The sequence below is a fragment of the Candidatus Manganitrophaceae bacterium genome (assembly GCA_016200325.1).
Taxonomy (GTDB): Bacteria; Nitrospirota; Nitrospiria; order SBBL01; family Manganitrophaceae; genus Manganitrophus.
In genome coordinates, this window is the sequence record JACQEZ010000001.1 from 377,099 (window position 1) to 393,839 (window position 16,741).

Annotated in this window: 16 protein-coding genes; 2 read left to right on the forward strand and 14 right to left on the reverse strand. The window is 56.3% G+C overall.

The annotated features are described in order from the left end of the window. Positions 1–118: 118 nt before the first annotated feature. Positions 119–1,546, forward strand: a complete 1,428-nt coding sequence (locus tag HY282_01685) for an MBL fold metallo-hydrolase (protein MBI3802458.1) — start codon at positions 119–121, stop codon at positions 1,544–1,546. A gap of 77 nt (positions 1,547–1,623) precedes the next feature. On the opposite strand, the gene HY282_01690 is transcribed toward HY282_01685, so the two are convergent. The 7 genes from HY282_01690 to HY282_01720 form a co-directional block, all read right to left on the reverse strand. After that, complete coding sequence (locus tag HY282_01690) at positions 1,624–1,980, reverse strand: pentapeptide repeat-containing protein (protein MBI3802459.1); 357 nt, start codon at positions 1,978–1,980, stop codon at positions 1,624–1,626. Positions 1,981–2,102: 122 nt separating this feature from the next. Continuing rightward, positions 2,103–3,299 carry an NAD(P)/FAD-dependent oxidoreductase gene (locus HY282_01695; GenBank protein ID MBI3802460.1) on the reverse strand — a complete coding sequence of 399 codons (1,197 nt, stop codon included), beginning with the start codon at positions 3,297–3,299 and terminating at the stop codon, positions 2,103–2,105. A gap of 197 nt (positions 3,300–3,496) precedes the next feature. Next, complete coding sequence (arsC, locus tag HY282_01700) at positions 3,497–3,853, reverse strand: arsenate reductase (glutaredoxin) (GenBank protein MBI3802461.1); 357 nt, start codon at positions 3,851–3,853, stop codon at positions 3,497–3,499. 200 nt (positions 3,854–4,053) lie between these two features. Beyond that, positions 4,054–4,866, reverse strand: a complete 813-nt coding sequence (locus tag HY282_01705; GenBank protein MBI3802462.1) for an MEKHLA domain-containing protein — start codon at positions 4,864–4,866, stop codon at positions 4,054–4,056. Positions 4,867–5,044: 178 nt separating this feature from the next. After that, positions 5,045–5,677, reverse strand: coding sequence for a class I SAM-dependent methyltransferase (locus HY282_01710; protein ID MBI3802463.1), 633 nt, complete (start codon positions 5,675–5,677; stop codon positions 5,045–5,047). Positions 5,678–5,834: 157 nt separating this feature from the next. Next, the gene (locus tag HY282_01715) at positions 5,835–6,200 is read right to left on the reverse strand and encodes a nuclear transport factor 2 family protein (GenBank protein MBI3802464.1); all 366 of its coding nucleotides are present in this window, start codon (positions 6,198–6,200) and stop codon (positions 5,835–5,837) included. 233 nt (positions 6,201–6,433) lie between these two features. Beyond that, positions 6,434–8,293 (reverse strand): YdiU family protein, encoded by a 1,860-nt coding sequence (locus HY282_01720; GenBank protein ID MBI3802465.1) that lies wholly within the window; start codon positions 8,291–8,293, stop codon positions 6,434–6,436. Positions 8,294–8,753: 460 nt separating this feature from the next. Between HY282_01720 and HY282_01725 the strand changes: the two genes are divergently transcribed. Further along, positions 8,754–10,760, forward strand: a complete 2,007-nt coding sequence (locus HY282_01725; protein ID MBI3802466.1) for a PAS domain S-box protein — start codon at positions 8,754–8,756, stop codon at positions 10,758–10,760. A gap of 38 nt (positions 10,761–10,798) precedes the next feature. Here the strand turns inward: HY282_01725 and HY282_01730 are convergent, their stop codons facing one another. From HY282_01730 to HY282_01760, 7 genes are all read right to left on the reverse strand, one after another. After that, positions 10,799–11,554, reverse strand: coding sequence for a response regulator (locus HY282_01730; GenBank protein MBI3802467.1), 756 nt, complete (start codon positions 11,552–11,554; stop codon positions 10,799–10,801). Positions 11,555–11,832: 278 nt separating this feature from the next. Then, positions 11,833–12,273 (reverse strand): DUF3574 domain-containing protein, encoded by a 441-nt coding sequence (locus HY282_01735; protein ID MBI3802468.1) that lies wholly within the window; start codon positions 12,271–12,273, stop codon positions 11,833–11,835. Between the two features lie 20 nt (positions 12,274–12,293). Then, a complete protein-coding gene (lspA, locus tag HY282_01740) occupies positions 12,294–12,809 on the reverse strand; it encodes a signal peptidase II (protein MBI3802469.1) in 516 nt (171 codons plus the stop codon). A 57-nt stretch (positions 12,810–12,866) separates the two neighbouring features. Continuing rightward, complete coding sequence (locus tag HY282_01745) at positions 12,867–13,502, reverse strand: YceH family protein (protein MBI3802470.1); 636 nt, start codon at positions 13,500–13,502, stop codon at positions 12,867–12,869. A 223-nt stretch (positions 13,503–13,725) separates the two neighbouring features. After that, positions 13,726–14,175 carry a CBS domain-containing protein gene (locus tag HY282_01750; protein ID MBI3802471.1) on the reverse strand — a complete coding sequence of 150 codons (450 nt, stop codon included), beginning with the start codon at positions 14,173–14,175 and terminating at the stop codon, positions 13,726–13,728. A gap of 245 nt (positions 14,176–14,420) precedes the next feature. Further along, positions 14,421–15,035 carry a DedA family protein gene (locus HY282_01755; protein MBI3802472.1) on the reverse strand — a complete coding sequence of 205 codons (615 nt, stop codon included), beginning with the start codon at positions 15,033–15,035 and terminating at the stop codon, positions 14,421–14,423. A gap of 86 nt (positions 15,036–15,121) precedes the next feature. Continuing rightward, positions 15,122–16,567 (reverse strand): beta-galactosidase, encoded by a 1,446-nt coding sequence (locus tag HY282_01760; GenBank protein MBI3802473.1) that lies wholly within the window; start codon positions 16,565–16,567, stop codon positions 15,122–15,124. Positions 16,568–16,741: the final 174 nt, after the last annotated feature.

Consider the following 16,741-nt stretch of genomic DNA (forward strand, 5'->3'; position numbering starts at 1 on the left):
AGAAGGTAGAATAAACCATTTCCGCCGGGCACGCCTCGGTTTTCCTGACACAACACGCGAGACCCTTTGTCGCCAAACGCAGACTACTTTGAGTGCCACCGATACAGAGGAGGGTAAAATGGATTTGAAATTTGAGACGTTGGGAAACGCCACCTTACAGCTGTTTGAAAATAACGCGCCGGTGCTCGCCACAGATCCGTGGTTAAAGGGGACCGCCTATTTCGGGAGCTGGGGACTCGATCATCCCCTGGCGGAGTCACAGATTCGGAATGTGATCGACTCTCCCTATATCTGGATCTCCCATGGTCATCCCGATCATCTCCACCCTGAATCGGTTGAGATGCTCTCCCGGCAGTCACTCATCCTCCTGCCGGACCATTACGACCCGGAGATCAAAGAGTCCTTCCGGTCGAAAGGGTTCCGCGTTTGGGTGTTGAGATTCAAGCAGTGGACCCGGCTCACCCGGAACGTCCGGGTGATGTGTTTGGAAAATATGAATCAGGATGCGATCTTGATCATAGAAGCGGGTGATGCATTGATCATCAATCTGAACGATTCCCCGCTGCATGGAGAGGAGCCGTTCCTCAAGAAGTTGATCCGCTCCTACAAAAAAACGTTTCTCTTGTCCCTCTGCAGCATCGATGCCGATATGTTCAACCGGGTTGACGACCGGGGAATGTCCTTGACCCCACCTTTATATGAATCCAAGCGGAGTGCGATCTGGGCGCTCGGAGATCTCTGCACCTCTCTGCAGGTTCGGAATTTCTGCTGTTTCTCCTCGCAACATCTTTATGTCCGCGCCGATTCGGTTTGGGCCAACCCCTATCGAATCACCTGGGACGACATGAAGCATCATTGGCAGGCCCCGGTGACACGGCTGATTGAACCGTTTGTGACGGTCGATCTGGCGAACGGATCGGTCACCCCGAACCACCCGACGCACCAGCCGGATCAGAGTGCCATCTCGAAAACGACCGGAGAAGATGATTGGAATGAGAAAATGTCGAAAGAAGACTGGCAGGGACTGGAACATTTTATCCGCCGCTTTCACCTCTTGCGGCCGCACCTGGATTTTATCCGGTTTACCGTTGCGGGCGAGGCGAGAACGTTTTATCTTAACGATCCGCGCCGAACCGGCGCCGGGGGGCCACGGGGGATCCATTTTATTGCGCCGAGAAATTCGCTGATGAAGACGGTGGAGTATGGCTACTTTGACGATCTTTTGATCGCGAATTTCATGAAAACGGAGCTGATCGGGGTTGACCTCTATCCCCACTTTACGCCGATTGTGGCGAAGCTCGGCGGGAATGCCAAGGTCTTTACATCTCGCCAGCTTTGGAGATTCCAAGCCCACTATTTCCGGCTCTCCCCCCGCGCCTATGTCGCCCACCAGCTCAACCTCCGGTGGTTCTACGAGTGGAAGCCGATGCTCCGCAGCGCGCTGCAAGAGGTCGGCCTCCTCGATGCCGCGAAACGGACGATGCGGCGGGCGCTCGGGCTTCCATCGCTGCCGGGCAAGGCCATCGTCAACCGGGATGAGGGATAGACCGCGCCGGTAATATGGTTTCGCCGGCAGGCGCGCTTCTTGAGTGTTTGAGGTCGAAGGAGGAGAGGCGGGAGGCGTCAACCGCGAGTATTGCGATAACGCATCCGGGAGCCGTGGGTGAGAGAGAGGGTAATTTCCTCGGGGGACAATTCCATTGGAAAGTAAGTGCCGGAGACCTTGGCTCCGTATAAGCTCGCCCCTTCTAAATGGGTGTGGGAAAAATCGATTCCGCGCAGATCGGATTGGCGGAAAAAGCAGCCGCTCAGATCGAGACCGGCGAGATCGACGCCGCGCAAATCGAGTCCGCGAAAGTCACAGTCGGTTAGATCTATTTTCTCGCCCTTCCGTTTTATTGTATTGAATTCATCGATCTGCCCCTCGCGCAGCAGATGATAATGAAGGTCCGGGTTGTTGCCGATCGGTTTGAGTGCCATCGCGGCCTCCTCCGGTGAGCGGGTGTAAAGTGATTCTCATATCAAAAGTATACTCTGGAATTAAAAATCGGTGTATGCGCGTGATTTAGCCGCCGGTGAAACGACCGGCAGATTCCATCCCGTCATACAACCGACCCTGCGCAGCGTCCGGAGGACCAGGCCCATTGGAAGTTATACCCTCCCAACCATCCGGTCACATCGACCACCTCTCCGATAAAATAAAGCCCGTTCACCTTTTTGGCCTCGAAGGTTTTGGAAGAGAGCTCATCGGTGTCGATTCCCCCTTTCGTGACCTCCGCCAGGCGATAACCGCCGGTTTCGGAAGGGGTGATTTGCCATTGATGAAAGCGGGCGCTGATCGCCATGATCTCTTTCGAACTGTATTGGCCGACCGATTTGCTCTCACCCGATAATGCGAGCCATTGCTGGGCCAGCCGTTTGGTCAGCCGCTCGCCGATCAAGCTTTTCAACTCCGCCTTCGGCCGCTCTTTCTGCCACCGTCTGATCGCTTCCGTCAGATCGAAATCGGGAAGAAGATTGATCGTCACCGAATCGCCCGGCTCCCAATAGTTTGATATCTGCAGAATGGCGGGACCGCTTAATCCATGGTGTGTAAAAAGAATCGCCTCCCGAAAGGTCCGGTCATGGCAGGAGACCCGCGCCTCCGCGGAGGTCCCGGCCAAGCCGTCTATCTTTTTCAGATCTCCGGGATTCAGGGTGAAGGAGACCAGCGCGGGCCGGCAGGGGAGGACGTTGAGGCCGAACTGCTTTGCCACCTTGTATCCAAAGTCGGTCGCCCCGATCTTGGGGATCGACAGCCCCCCCGTGGCGATCACCAGCGATTCGGTGTCATAATCCCCTAGGTTGGTTTGAACGGTAAATCGGGTTTCCCTAATTGTATCCCGCTCTATCTTCTCGACCGAACATTTCGTCAGAATTTGGACCCCCCCGAGGCGACACTCTTCCAGCAACAAGTTGACGATCTCCGCCGATTTCCCATCGCAGAAAAGTTGTCCCAGCTTTTTCTCGTGATAGGGGATGCCATGTTTTTCGACCAGCGCGATGAAGTCATCCGGCCCAAAACGGCTTAAAGCCGATTTGCAAAAATGCGGATTGGCGGAGAGAAAATGGTCTGCTTCAACATGGAGATTGGTAAAGTTGCAGCGTCCTCCGCCGGAGATCAAGATTTTCTTCCCGACGCGCTCCGCATGGTCCAAAAGGAGAACCCGGCGTCCCCGCTGGCCCGCCGTCAAAGCGCACATCAGCCCGGCGGCGCCGCCGCCGATCACGATAACATCAAACGGTTTCGAAGTATTCATAGAGGACCGGGCTCATGGGGAAATGGGGAGACCGAATGGGGGAAGTGTAACAAGTTCAAGGATAAAGATAAAGAAGCGTTGGACGGAGGACATTCGGTAAGGGCGGTCCCTGTGGCCACCCGCATGAATGATTTTGAGGATAGGACCTTCCTCCGCCGGGAGATCTCTACGCGAGGGGCAGGCTCCCGCGCCTGCCCCTACGAACCGACCAACGCCAACACATTTTCAGGAGGGCGGCCGAGCGCTGCTTTCGTCGGGGTGATGACGATCGGCCGTTCAATCAAGATCGGGTTCTCCACCATCAGCTTGATCCACTCGGCCTCCGGCCGTTGGTCGGAGGGCTTGATGCCTAATTCGGCCGCGACCGGCTCCTTAAAGCGAATCAGTCCCTTCGGCTCCATTCCCAGCTTCTTCAAAATCTCCGAGAGCTCTTTTTGCGTCGGCGGGGTGGCGAGATAAAGAATGACCTTCGGCTCGATCCCTCGGTCGGTGAGAAGCTTGAGCGTTTCACGGCTCTTGGAGCATTTCGGGTTGTGAAAGATTGAGAGGTTCATGCGGGCTCCTTCTTCTATTATCCGTGGCGCTGTTTCTGTCCACATTCGGTCGGCTTGGTTTTAGAGAGAATCTCTCCTTTGACTTGTTCTGCAGGAAGAGTTCCCTCCACAAGACGGCCTTTTTATAAGACAATCTACTGATGAAGTCAACCCGGTGACGGTGTTGTGCAAAGAAATTAAAGGAGCGAGAGCTTCGAGGGTCAAGCGGGTCGGCTGAGGGTTTCCGGGAGGATAAAGCGGCCGCTGGTTCCAGGTGGGAAATCGACCACCTGCGTGACCGCCTCGGGGCGAAGCGCTCCGTAGAGGTGGGGAAATAATTCCGAGCCCCCTTCGGTATTTTCATATCGGATTTCGGCGTCGACGCGAGTGGGATCGACGCCGAGCAGGATCAATCCGGGTTGACCGTAAAAAATCCGGTTGGCGGTCGAGATAACCTGTTGCGGCGTGGAGCAATGGATGAACCCTTCGGCGGCAAGCGAGGGGGGCCGGTACTCTCCTTCCCCTTGGGCTTTCTCCCAGGCGTCTCTTCGGGTGATATGGAAAATCAACTTCGTTGATTCAGCGGAGAGGTCGGTCCATCGGTGAAAGGTGGCCGCTTGGCCGCAGTAGCGGTTCTCCCGATCTAAGAGATTCCAGACCGTCGCCTGCTCGATTTGAAAGCGCCGTCCCGTCCTTGAAATCCGAACCCCTTTGTAATCGTCGATGAATCCCTTTCGGGTCACCGCCGCCAGCAGCCGGGCCCGCTCCTCTCGGTTGACCGGCTCCGCCGTCAACCGAGAAGGGGTCTGCGTGAACTGCTCCCACGACATCTCCCAAAGATCCAAGGCGGCCCGGTTCCCATATTTGAGGATCGGGTCCGGCTCTGTTCCATGGGAGATGACGACGAACGGGGCGGAGAAAAGCGCCGCCGCCTGCGCCTCCGCCGTGCCGGAGGGGGGAAGCAGATCCCGTCCAGTCCATCGTCGGAAGCTTTGAAGGAGGAGCTCGGAATGTTCGGTGGAAAAAGAATTCATCGCGTCTGCGTTAGGCTCTGACCGGTGTGTTAGGAGAATTATCTCAGAATCGTTCCGATCGGGCAAGCGGCTTTATTGCGAGGAAGAATGCCCGGCCCACCCCGATTTCTCCGATGACCCCCAGCGTCTCGGCGTCATGCTGGAAGATCTCTCCGAACCCGGCCGCTGTCAGCGCCGATCAGACCTCTTCGGGCGAATGGCATTTTTGCAAGAGGGTGATCTCGGCCCGCTGCCAGAGATCGGCGCGGTGAAAAAGGGTGATCTCGGTTCGACCGATCCGGCGGGTTGAATCATAACCTCCCTGTACGATGCAGAGATGGTCTTCCTCCACGATGGCCGACGCTTTTCCCCACTCGCTCCGATACGCCTCCTCCATGTTCAGGTCGAAAAGAAAGAGGCCGCCCGGCCTCAACGCGGCGTGAACATTTCGAAACGCGAGGGTCAGCGCGTCGCTGCTTAAGAGATGATTGAGGCTATCAAAGGTGGACAGGGCTCCCTGAAAGTGCGACGCGAGGGAAAAAGCGCGGGCATCGGCGGCGATGAAGTCGCTCTTCGGAAGCGCGGCGCGGGCGAAGCGAAGCATCGGCTCGGAGGCATCGATGCCGGTGACCCGATAACCCCGGTCGACCAGCCGTTGCGTGAGATGTCCCGTTCCGCAGCAGAGGTCGAGCAGTGCCGCGTCGGCCGACATCCGGGTGAGAAAAAGGCGCTCGATGACCGGAAAGGCGGCGGCATGATAACGCGCCCCCCAATACCGATGATAAAACCAGGCGAGCCGGTCGTAGCCGGTTTTATTTTCGATCTCCGACATGAACCCCTCATGAGGAACCCTTTACAAAAGAGTAGCGAATCGGCCGAACTGTTTTCAATCGGGTCGAACGAAAGGAGACTGGTTTTATTTTTTAGGGAGAAGCGCGGTTGGAAAATCGGAATGGCTTGGAGGCCGGTGAGAGAGAAAATGGGCGGCGCTATCTCGGCTCGGCATAATGGGCGACCACCTTTACCACTTTTCCTTCCGAATTAAAAAACATCACCTCGGCCGCCAGGAGGTTCTTCACGCTTCGATAATATAAGACGACGCTGTTGATCGAGGAGAGGGTGGTCTGAAGCTCGAATGTCAGGTCAGGATAGGCGGCGAGCCCCTTTTCAAAATAGGAGCGCAGCTGCTCTTTGCCGTGGAGCGTTCCGGTCGGCTCGCCGAAGAGGCGAATCACGAAAGGGGAAGAGAATTCGATTTCGTCGGCATAGTGAGAGAGGATCTCATTTAAATCGTGCTTGTTCCAGGCGGCGATCCAGTCGTTTGCGAATTTTCCTGCGCGCTCTTCGGAAATCATCTTCCCCCCGGATCTGTTTTTGGATTATTTCGGATGATTCTACCTGTTTAGCGGTCGCCGTCGCAAGCCTTTCTCCTTCCCCCGAAAGAAAGGGGCCGGCGGGGTCCTGCCGCTCGGTTCAATCTGCGCTTTGGGGTATACCGAAGCCGAATGGGACGAAGAGAAAGAGAAACCGGATTGATGACATGGAAGGGCGGGGCGAATTTAAGCGGTGTGAGGCTCCCTGAGAGGGGCTAGAGGCCCTCTCGGTATTTCTTCACCGTTTCCAGCAAGGAATGCAAGACCCGGCCGGCCTTTCCCCGTTTTTTAGGCGGCCGTGACGCGGCCGGCGCCGACGGTGAGTCGGGTCGTAATATCTGCGCGTCTATAAATTCCTTAACCATTTGATGCAGCGCATCAGTCGATCTCACCTGCCATTCTCTAATCAGCCGCTCGCCGACCAACAGAATGGCGTCCCCTGTGACCCTGCTGTAACGATTAATCTGAGCGGACCGATCCCGTATCTCTCGGAGGAGCTCCTCCGCTGTTCGGCCCGTCAGGTCGGCGGCGCGATGGACCAAGCGCCGGTAGATCGATTGAAAACGGGCGATCTTCTCCCGGCGGCTTCGGCTGAGCCGGACGTCGGAGGAGGAGGCATATTCCGATCGTAAGATCTCGATGAACTCTCTCGGAGGGAGTCGATCGATTCCGGACAGATAACGAATTGGCAGCTCGCGCAGAATATCGCGCGCGCAGAAGATCGCGTCCCAGTTAAACCCATCGGCGACGGCGTGACGCCCCCGTCTCGCCTTTGCTTTTTCAAAATACCGCAATGTCTCCCTGAATTCCCGGACCTTCTTTCGATCGCCCGGCTGCTTCAGCAACAGCGCCTGAGTTCTTTTGTCAAATCCGATCCGGTAGAGGACCGCCGCATCTTTTGTCTGCGCGAATATTTGCTCAAAGTGCCTCATCGAAGGGTGATTCCTGAATGCCCTCAGGTTTTTCTTCCGACCGCTGATCAAAAAATCGGCGAGCTGTGCGAAGGTCTGGACCAGATATTTGGCCTTGTTTTTCTGCTCGGTAATCGTCGTGGAGAGGCGATCGACATCGTCATACCGATATTCATGGTGAAACAATCCGAACTGCCGAACCGAGCCGTAGTCGATAATCCCCGCATCGGCCAGAATGTTATCGCCGTCCCATTCCATCCAGCAAAAGATATACTCGCCCTCGAATTGCGCCGCGGTTTTTGCAAAGGCGACGGTCGTTCGCTTCAGCATCTCCCGGTATTTCTTCTTGGGATCTCGGATCGAAGGCCACTCTTTGTTCTCGACCTGTCTTGCAATATAGTAATCGATTGCCCCTTTCAAGCCCCGGTAGTCTCCCTGCTTCAGCGGCATAAAGAAATGGGCGGGACGCAAGAGGTTCTTCGCGGCGCGGACGGTGATGCATGTTTTGTCGTCATAAGCGATCACCGCCAGCGTTCTTTCGGTTCGGATGCCGTTGCGATGAAAAATATCGCTCATTAACGCCGCGCAGACCCCATCCTGTAAATCCAAACGGCCGCTGCCGTAGGATGCATGCTTGTCACCGGTTTTAAAATATCTTTTCTCATTCGCCGTCGCGGGACTTAAGCAGGTCACGCCGGCGCCGCAGCTGGTCAGGTCCCAGCGGCCCCGAGGGCCCTTAAAGCTGCCGTTCCAGATACTCCGTCCGTCGCCGGAGGTATGGCCCTTCTTGCCGGGATGCTGCATTTGTAAATAGCGGGTCGCCATGTAGCGATGCGGGCGGAGATCTTTCTTCGGGATCTTCACGCCGTGTGTAAGATCGTACTCGTTGATAATTTGGAGACTGAAGGTGTCTAGAATCGCCCGACGCAGGATCGGGGTCATCCGATGGCGATGCCCCTTTGGAATCAGGCCGATCTCTTCGGCAAGGTCGAAATTAAAATAGAAGAGCTTTCCTCCCCGCCGGATCCTTACCGCATAATCGACAAAGCCATCGGGGACGGCTGTTCGGAAAGGGTGCTTTCCATTAATTTGGGCGAAGCGGGCGTGAACCCCTTTTGCCCGCTGTCCTTTCGTTTTCTGGGTGGTACGACCGGTTTTCCTCATTCTCCTGTCATATCGGCTGAGCGCGCTTATTTCTTGAGGCGGCCTGAGAGAACCATTCATCGTATTGCAACAGTATATCAACGGCTTGCCTTGTTGGGGTAACCATGGCGGGATCTTTTTTCATTGCGGACAAGGACGAGTCTAAGCCGATGTGCGCCGGCACAACGGATCGGGAACGCGGGCGGTTTCTTGAAAATGATTTACATACCATGATTGACTTTGCCGCGTCGCTTATCTATCATAAGTGCATTTCGCATAAGTGCATTTCTCTAAAAATGTGATGAAAAGAAATCGCGGTCCCCACGCCCAGTCTGCGACCCGCTCATGGACCCCTTCTCGATCTTCTTTTCTCCTGGTGAACCGAAAGAGACCCGCTTCAATCGGCGGTGCTCACGCGAAAATGAGAACAGAAAGTTTGAAAGATTCTCCGACGAAGCAACCGGAGGGGGGATAAAGAAAAATGAATGGAGACCTGGAGCAACGCGTCACCGAACGGACCCAAGCCTTGGCGGCCGCCAACGAAGCGCTTAAAAAAGAGGTCGCTGAACGCCGACGGGCCGAAGATGCACTGCGCTTAAGCGAGGAGCGGTTCCGGAAGGCCTTCGACCGCGCGCCGATCGGGATGACCTTAACCGGCCTCGATGGCCGCTGGATGGAGGTCAATCAGGCTTTTTGCCAGATGGTCGGATATTCCGAGCAGGAGCTGGTGGGAATGAATTTTCGCTCGATCATGAATCTCGACGACCTCGATGCAAATCTGAAAGGCTTCCAGCAATTGCTCAACCGTGAAAAAGATCCGTTCAAGATGGAGAAACGCTTCTTTCACAAGGACGGGCAGACGGTGTGGGTCAGCGTCAGCGCCACGGTGGTTCGCAACCCCGATGGGGAGCCGCTCTATTTCGTCGCGCAGTTGGAGGACCTCACCGAACGGAAGCGAGCGAAAGAAGCGCTGCATCGGTTTCAATTCTCCATGGAGCATGCGCCGGAAGGGGTCTTCTTTATGACCCGCGACGCCGGATTTTCTTATGTCAACGAACAAGCCTGCCGCTCGCTCGGCTACAGCCGGGACGAACTGTTGCGTCTGAAGCTTTGGGATATCGACCCTGTTTTCCCGAGGGCGCAATGGGAGGAGATCATCGAGAGCCGGGTCGATACGGTGCAAGCTGAAACGTTGCATCGCCGGAAGGACGGCGTCGTCTTTCCTGTGGAGGTGTCGGCACGGCATCTCTGGCACGGCGACGATGCGTTTCATGTTGCCTTCGTACGGGACATTTCAGAACGGAAGCAGATCGAAGAGCAGCTCCGTCATGCGCAGAAACTGGAGGCGGTCGGTCAGCTTACGGGCGGGGTGGCGCACGAATTCAACAACCTCCTGACCGCGATTACGGTGAGTCTTGAGCTCATTCTCAACCATCTCCCGGCTGGGAGCGAGTTGTTCGGGCTGGTCGATATCGCCCAGAAGGCGGCGTGCCGGGGAGCGGGGCTGACCAAGCAGCTCCTCTCGTTCAGCCGGCGGAGCCCGGTCGACCAACGGCCGCTAGATCTGGGGAAGGAGGCGAAAGAGGCGGTTCGTCTTCTACGGCAAGCGATCGACCGCCAAATTCGGTTGGAGATTGAAGTCGACCCTGACCTCTGGGTGATTCTTGCCGATGTGGGCCAGATGAACCAGTTGATCATGAATCTGTGTGTCAATGCCCGGGATGCCTTGGTGGAGCAGATGGAACGGCAGACGGCCGCGCCAGGTCAGGCCGGTTGGAATCCGTCCATTTTGATCCGCGTTGAAAATGTGGAAGTCGATGAGGCGCATTGCCGTATCCACCCCAATGCCAAAAGCGGCTGCTATGTCCGTCTCAGCGTGTCCGATAATGGCAGCGGAATCGATGAGGCGGTTCGCCATCGGATCTTCGAACCCTTTTTCACCACAAAAGAAATCGGGAGAGGGACCGGGCTGGGACTTGCCGCCGTCTACGGAATTGTCGCGGAACATCAAGGATGGATCGAACTGCAGAGCGTGAAAGACGCGGGAACCACCTTTTGGATCTATTTCCCGCAGAGCCAAGAGAAGCTTGTTCCAAACCCGGATCCGTCCTCCCAAAAGCAAGGGGCGGAGGGGGGAAAAACCATTCTCCTGGTCGACGATGAAGAGGCGATTCGCCTTCTGGGAAAAACCATTCTGGAGCAAAAGGGGTATCGTGTTCTGACCGCGGGGGACGGCTGGGAAACGGTCGAGATCCTCTCGAGGAAAAAGGAAGGGATCGATCTGGTCATTCTCGATTTAACCATGCCCCATTTATCGGGAGAGGATGTCCTTCGCCGCCTTCGCCAAATCGGCCCTCAATTGAGGGTGATCGTGTCGACCGGTCATCGGACCGACACCTCTTCTTTGGCAAATGTCTCGTTTCTGCCTAAACCTTATCGTCCTGAAGATCTTCTCCGGATGGTGGCAGACGCCCTGCAGTCGGTCTAGGCCGAACGTCAGGTGAGCGCCTTGCACCGCGCAGCGGGTTAGTCCTTCTCTTCAAAGCCCTTGATGTATTCCAAGAGTTTTCGGTTTTCTTCTCCGATATGATTAAAGCGGATCCGGGTCGAATGGCCCGAGCTTTTCTGCAGCGGGTTTGTCCAGACGACCTCGCCCACGATCGATTCGGTGATTGTCTTTTTTCGATTCGATGCGAAGGTCAGTTGTATGCGAAGGAGTTCCCCCGTCTGGAACTCCCGCTGAGAGTGGATCCCGATCCCATGTGAGCAGATATCCTGCACCAAGAGGTCGCTCAATGGATCCATCCCGGGACAGGTGAGGCTGGCAATCGAAATCAGCGGAACCCTGAGGCCGCTTCCGCTGACCATGGCGCCTCCCGCGGATCGTCGCTTGGCGTGCTCTAAGTTCCTCTTATTTTCGATGGCGCGGGCGACTTCTACCATCAGTTGCGGTGCATTGAACGGTTTGGTGTGATAACTGCTGGCGCCGAGGTGCACGAGATCAGCCGCACTTCCATGCGTTTCACCCCCATGCCCGGTGATGATCATGACCTCGATATGCGGGTTATATTTTTTAATCGATTTCAAAACGGCGATCCCATCCATCCGCGGCATTCTGAGATCGAGTGTGACCAGATCGACCTTCAACTTTTTAATGATTTGCATGGCACGGAGGCCGCCGTCGGCTTCCTCCACCTGATAAAGCGGTTTGAGAAGCAGCTTCAGCGACTCTCTCGGACCCCTCTCATCATCGACAATTAAAACGGTACCGTGGGTATTCATTCCGACTCTCCTCCATGTTTTTACGGGGATTATTGGGGTTGACTGAGCAAAACGACCCCGCTTTGGTAGAATCCAAGTGTCAGATCTAGGGCGGTCCATTTGAATAAATGAAACCGAGCCTGCTTTTCGACATATAAGGGGTCCTCTAGCTCAACAAAGTAACAGAGATTCTCCAGCCGTCAATAAAGAATGACAACTAGGGAAGGTGGAAGATACTTAAGAAGGATATATAAGTGGAGGAGGTGGAATTAAATCAAGAAAAAGGAGGGGTTCATTTCTTAAAACCAGGCCTGGACGACATTGCGTGTCCGGAGCACCGACTGTTGATCGAATTGGCCCTTGTAGCGCGCGATGATCTCCTGAATGGCCGACTCCGCCGGAAGGGTATCCCGGTGTAGAATCTGTACCACCTTCGACCGTTCCAGGATGATCTCCCCGCCGCTTCCCCGCCACTGGCCGTTTGCGTCCCAGGTGGTGAAACCCTCCGGAAAGCGTGCGGTAATGATTTCCCGGACGAAATGATTCCAGTCGATTTCGCTGACCGGCCCGTGCGGCGTGTTAAGGCCGAAGAAGAGGGTGTCTGAGACAAGGAGCCCTCCCTGGCGATCGACAAAGGGAGGCGCCGGGCGTCCGCTTCCCTCCAACCCGGCGCAGCCGGAGAAAACGGCGAGGGAGAGGAGGGCCAGCATCAGAAATTGAAATCTTTTTTTGAAAGGCATCGATTCCTCAGGGAGCTGCATCAGTCGAATGACCTTCTTTGGGAGGCCTGCCGGCGGGAGGAGCGGAGGCCTGCCCAGAAGAGTAAACCAACCCCGGCGGTAATTGCAACGTCGGCGACGTTGAAGACCCCGGTGTGGATCTCCCCCACCCCGACGATCATGAAATCGATCACCTTGTGGCCGCGCAATACCCGGTCGACGAGGTTGCTGATTCCCCCTCCGAAGACCAAAGCAAGGGAGAAGACCTCGGTTGGGATCAACCTCGGATTCAGCAACGTGTAAAAAAGGAGGCCGATCAAAAAGGTCCCGACGATGACGGTGAAGAGCCAGAAGCGGGTCGTCTCCGAGAGGCCCGATCCGAGGCTTAAGAAGGCGCCCGGATTCTCCGCGTAGATGAGTCGGAAGACTCCGCCGAAGAGCGAGATCGGGGGAGATGATTCGAGGTGCCGCTGGGCGAGAATTTTGGTTGTCTGATCGGATCCAATCAATGCGAAGACGATAAAAACGAGTAGACCGATTTTCTGAGCAGGTCTCATGTCGGCGTTGTCTCAATAGGATAAGAAGCGGAGGCCCGGAGCGATCGTTCCCGCGCGTCAGTCAAATTGTTTTTTGAAGTCAAAAAGGGTCTGTTTAAGTCGTTCCAGCTCTTCCCGAAGCGCCTTTACATCCGCTTCGAGTCGGATGACCGCTTCATTCTCCATCGGGACGGGGGGGGCCGCTTCTTTCCCTTCCGGTTCCGTCGGCATTCCGGAGAGCAGGTGCGCATAACGTGACTCCTTGCGGCCCGGCTGGCGCGGAAGGAGTTTGACATAGCCCCACTCTTCCAACGTCTGAAGGGTCTGTTGGACCGCTTCCAGCTCTTCGAACGGATGGAGCCGCTCTGTCCGGCCGCGGATCTCTCCAACCGTTTGCGGCCCGCGAAGCATCAACACGCAGAGAACGGCCGCTTCCCGCTGGACCAAGTTGGCCGATTTTAGAAAGGTCTCTTCAAACTTCGGGACACGGCCGCGGTTCTCCTGCAAGATCAGCCGTTTCTCTTTGAGCCGTTCAATCGCTTCGGACACCGTTTTCTCATCATACGAGACGACCGGGTCGCGGTTGGAGGTCTGGTTACAGGCGTTCTGAAGGGCGTTGAGCGAGAGAGGATAATATTCGGGAGTCGCAAATTCTTTCTCGACCAAGCATCCCAAGACGCGGACTTCGGTATCGGTGAGAACAAACGGGATCATGGTCACCTCATCCAAAAAATATTCTCGACAGTATAACATGAGTTGCGTGTGAACTGGGATGGATTGATGGGTAGGGTCGATCAAATAAAAGAAGGGCGAGTGATAGGAGCGTCAATGAAGAAAGAGGCGAGCCCCGGCTCATGCGCACCGATAAGGCAGGCGTGATGGTGCGTCACGATTCCGGGGCTCCTCCTGATTAAAACAAATGAAGTGAATCGCCGATTTACATCCACCAAACTTTGTCGGGGACCTGGGATTTCAGATAGCCGTAGAGCAGGTCTCGGCGCGCCACCATGCCGACGAGCTTCCCCTCGCCGTCGACGACCGGAACGCGGATCAGATGTTTGTCTTCCAAGATCTTCATAACATCGTTCGCCTTCGCATCCGGGGAGACCGTCACCGGCGGCTTGCTCATGATCTCCTCCGCGCTGATCTCATGAAGCGATTTTCCCTGTCGCATCGCCTTGAGCAGATCATATTCGCTGACAACCCCGATCGGGATCATCTCGCCGCTGACGATCGGGACGCTTCCGAAATTGCCGGTGGTGAGCGCCGCGGCAATCGATTGTGCTTTGACGGACTTAGAGAAATGGATCACATCTTGCTGCATGAACTGGGCGGCGGTCAGTGTGTTGAAATCGGTCTGCCCGACGAGGTAGTCGACACGTCTCATACTGTTTCCTCCTTTATAGACTGCGATCGCAGCGTTCAGTTGTATCGTTCAAGAACCGGTTTGTTGACAGAAGATAAAGCTTGTTTGAGAATTTTCTGTTCTGCATTTATCTTCCCAGGGAAGATTCCCTAAACCGCAATTATGCCATAGAAGTGAAAAGATGGGTAGGTGACCGATTTTGGATTTTATAGCGTGCGGCCTTTAAGGAAGGAGGATAGAGGCACAGAGAAAATAGAGAGTGATCCTCATGCACGAGGTTTTGATCGGCGCTTCCAAAGCCAAATGAAGACGATGACCAAGAGGGCTCCCCCGCCGAGGAGGCCGGTGGCCCGGCCGACCCATTTTTCGGCGACATGCCAGCTCGCTCCCAAGAAGTAGCCGATAAGAAGAAAACCGGTTGACCAGCAAAGGGCGCCCAAGGCGTTGAAGAAGAGAAAGGAGGGATAGGGCATCCGGGAGGTCCCGGCAATGAAGGGGACCAGCGCCCGTAAGAATCCGATGAAACGGCCGAGAAAAATCGCTTTCCCTCCCTGATTCTGAAAGAACTGATCGACCCGAGCGAGTTTTTCGGCGTCGAGTCCGGCCCAGCCTCCGTAACGCAAAAGCCAATCGCGTCCCAGGGAGCGGCCGAGTTCATAGCCGATGCTGTCGCCGAGGATGGCACCGAGGGTAATAAGGGGGATGAGGTCGCCCAGATCGAGCGCCCCCTGGTTTGCCAAGAAGCCGCCGACCAGAACCAGGCTCTCTCCCGGGACCACGAGACCGAAAAAGGCGGAGCATTCGAGCATCGCTCCAAGAAAAATAATCAGGTAGCCCCAGTGTCCAACGCGTCCGACAAAGCCGATCAGCCGCTCGACCATGATTATTTCCCTTCGCAGGTGAATGAAAGAAACAACCCGCTTCGCTTCCATCGCAGCGGGTCATCGTCCGATAAGATCCGCTGCCGCTAGGGCGGGATCTCAAAGATTCGGACGTTGCCCGGCGTGAGCTGTATATTCCGGAGGGTCCAGCCGTCGAAGGCAGGATAAGACGAAGGGGTCCCATCCAAGGCATACTCTCTGGCGGCGGAGCCCTGCCTGGCCACGCGCAGGTTTACGGTCGGGCTGCCCCGTTTGTCCCAGACGAAAAGGAGCTGGCCTCCGTTCGGTCTGACAAATAGATGATGGTAGAACGCCTCCGTTTTTCCGGCGGTGATTTCGACCGTCACCTCCGGATCGGCCACCGTGACAGGGTCGCGGCTCAGCCAGCCGATCAGCCGTTTTAATGTATAAAAAGCGAGCTTCTTGGTTCGATCGACGCGGGTGATGCCGAGAAAATGGTTCTCGCCCCCTCCGATCACCGGGCTCTCCGGGCGGAGGTCTTTGATCCGAAAGATGCCGAGCTGCTCCACACGGGGCGCGGCGATGAAGGTCGCCACGGCGCGGGCCCACCAGTTTGCTTGGTCTTGCTCGCTCTTGCCCGGCGTCGTGGCATACCCCGCCTCGTTGATCCAGATCGGCTTGCGCCGGCAATCACGGTCGATCGCCCGAACAAAAAGTTCATATTGCGCATCGAGATAATTTTCTACAACAACTTCGGGCGGCGTCCAGGTTTCCGGATAGGCATGGAGCGGCGCCACGGCGAAGCTGCCGGCGTTGGCGTGGGTGATGCAGAGCGCCTCAATCCATTCGACATCGGGATAGACGAGCCCGCCGAGCAGGACTTGGGCGGCCGGATTGGCCAATCGGATCGCGGCGGCGCCCCGGAGGAGCAGTTGGTTGTACTCCGCCACCGTGCCGTCCCACCACTGCCGGACATTCTCCTCGTTGTAAATTTCATAGGAGAGGAGATTCGTGTGCCGTTTCATCGCAGAGGCGAGGGTATAGACGAAGCGGGACCAATCGTCGAGATTTTTCGGAGGGTCATTCCAGGCGGCATCGTCGCTTCCGCCTTGGGCGGCCCATTCGGGGGTGTAACCGAGGTAGGGACGGAGCCGAATCCGATATTTTGCTGCGAGGTCGGCAAACCGATGGAGCCAATCGAAATCGTATTGGCCGCGGGCCGGCTCGTAGTCATCCCACCCGAAACTTCCCCGCCAGGTATCGATGCCGAGCTCGTTCATTAATTCAAAATCTCGGGCGATGTCGTCGAGCGGCTCTCCCTTGTCGTAATCTTCAAGAAGGCTAAAAGAGATCCGCTTGGTGATCTCGCCCGGCGCCGGTTGGGTGGAGGAGGCCTCGGGGGGATGGCGGGGGAGGTTGCCCGGCTTGGACGCGGTTGAACAGGCGAGGCTGATGCAGACGAGGAGTCCGATGGCGACCTGCCGGATCGCTCGCCGGATTGTTCGCCGGATCGTTCGATAGAAGCGGTGCTGGGCGTCGCGACGAGTGGAAGAGGACGTGGGCGGCTCCATGATTCACCGAGCGTGCGGTTCTGCGACACCGGTTACAGTTGACGACGGCAGGAGAGACGATCGAAAAGATGAGACAGATCTCTGTTGAGACCATCATAGATCATTCGGAGCGCTTCGATCAAGGCAGGAGGCGGGCTGGGGAGATGTGCCATCGACGCGGTGAAGCGGTCGAGG

Coding starts and splice junctions, on each gene's coding strand:
- HY282_01705 (MBI3802462.1), bottom strand. CDS start 4,866: ATGAATTCTTTTTCCACCGAACATTCCGAGCTCCTCCTTCAAAGCTTC.
- HY282_01735 (MBI3802468.1), bottom strand. CDS start 12,273: ATGCCTTTCAAAAAAAGATTTCAATTTCTGATGCTGGCCCTCCTCTCC.
- lspA (MBI3802469.1), bottom strand. CDS start 12,809: ATGAGACCTGCTCAGAAAATCGGTCTACTCGTTTTTATCGTCTTCGCA.
- HY282_01715 (MBI3802464.1), bottom strand. CDS start 6,200: ATGATTTCCGAAGAGCGCGCAGGAAAATTCGCAAACGACTGGATCGCC.
- HY282_01730 (MBI3802467.1), bottom strand. CDS start 11,554: ATGAATACCCACGGTACCGTTTTAATTGTCGATGATGAGAGGGGTCCG.
- HY282_01720 (MBI3802465.1), bottom strand. CDS start 8,293: ATGAGGAAAACCGGTCGTACCACCCAGAAAACGAAAGGACAGCGGGCA.
- HY282_01750 (MBI3802471.1), bottom strand. CDS start 14,175: ATGAGACGTGTCGACTACCTCGTCGGGCAGACCGATTTCAACACACTG.
- HY282_01745 (MBI3802470.1), bottom strand. CDS start 13,502: ATGATCCCGTTTGTTCTCACCGATACCGAAGTCCGCGTCTTGGGATGC.
- HY282_01755 (MBI3802472.1), bottom strand. CDS start 15,035: ATGGTCGAGCGGCTGATCGGCTTTGTCGGACGCGTTGGACACTGGGGC.
- HY282_01710 (MBI3802463.1), bottom strand. CDS start 5,677: ATGTCGGAGATCGAAAATAAAACCGGCTACGACCGGCTCGCCTGGTTT.
- arsC (MBI3802461.1), bottom strand. CDS start 3,853: ATGAACCTCTCAATCTTTCACAACCCGAAATGCTCCAAGAGCCGTGAA.
- HY282_01760 (MBI3802473.1), bottom strand. CDS start 16,567: ATGGAGCCGCCCACGTCCTCTTCCACTCGTCGCGACGCCCAGCACCGC.
- HY282_01685 (MBI3802458.1), top strand. CDS start 119: ATGGATTTGAAATTTGAGACGTTGGGAAACGCCACCTTACAGCTGTTT.
- HY282_01725 (MBI3802466.1), top strand. CDS start 8,754: ATGAATGGAGACCTGGAGCAACGCGTCACCGAACGGACCCAAGCCTTG.
- HY282_01690 (MBI3802459.1), bottom strand. CDS start 1,980: ATGGCACTCAAACCGATCGGCAACAACCCGGACCTTCATTATCATCTG.
- HY282_01695 (MBI3802460.1), bottom strand. CDS start 3,299: ATGAATACTTCGAAACCGTTTGATGTTATCGTGATCGGCGGCGGCGCC.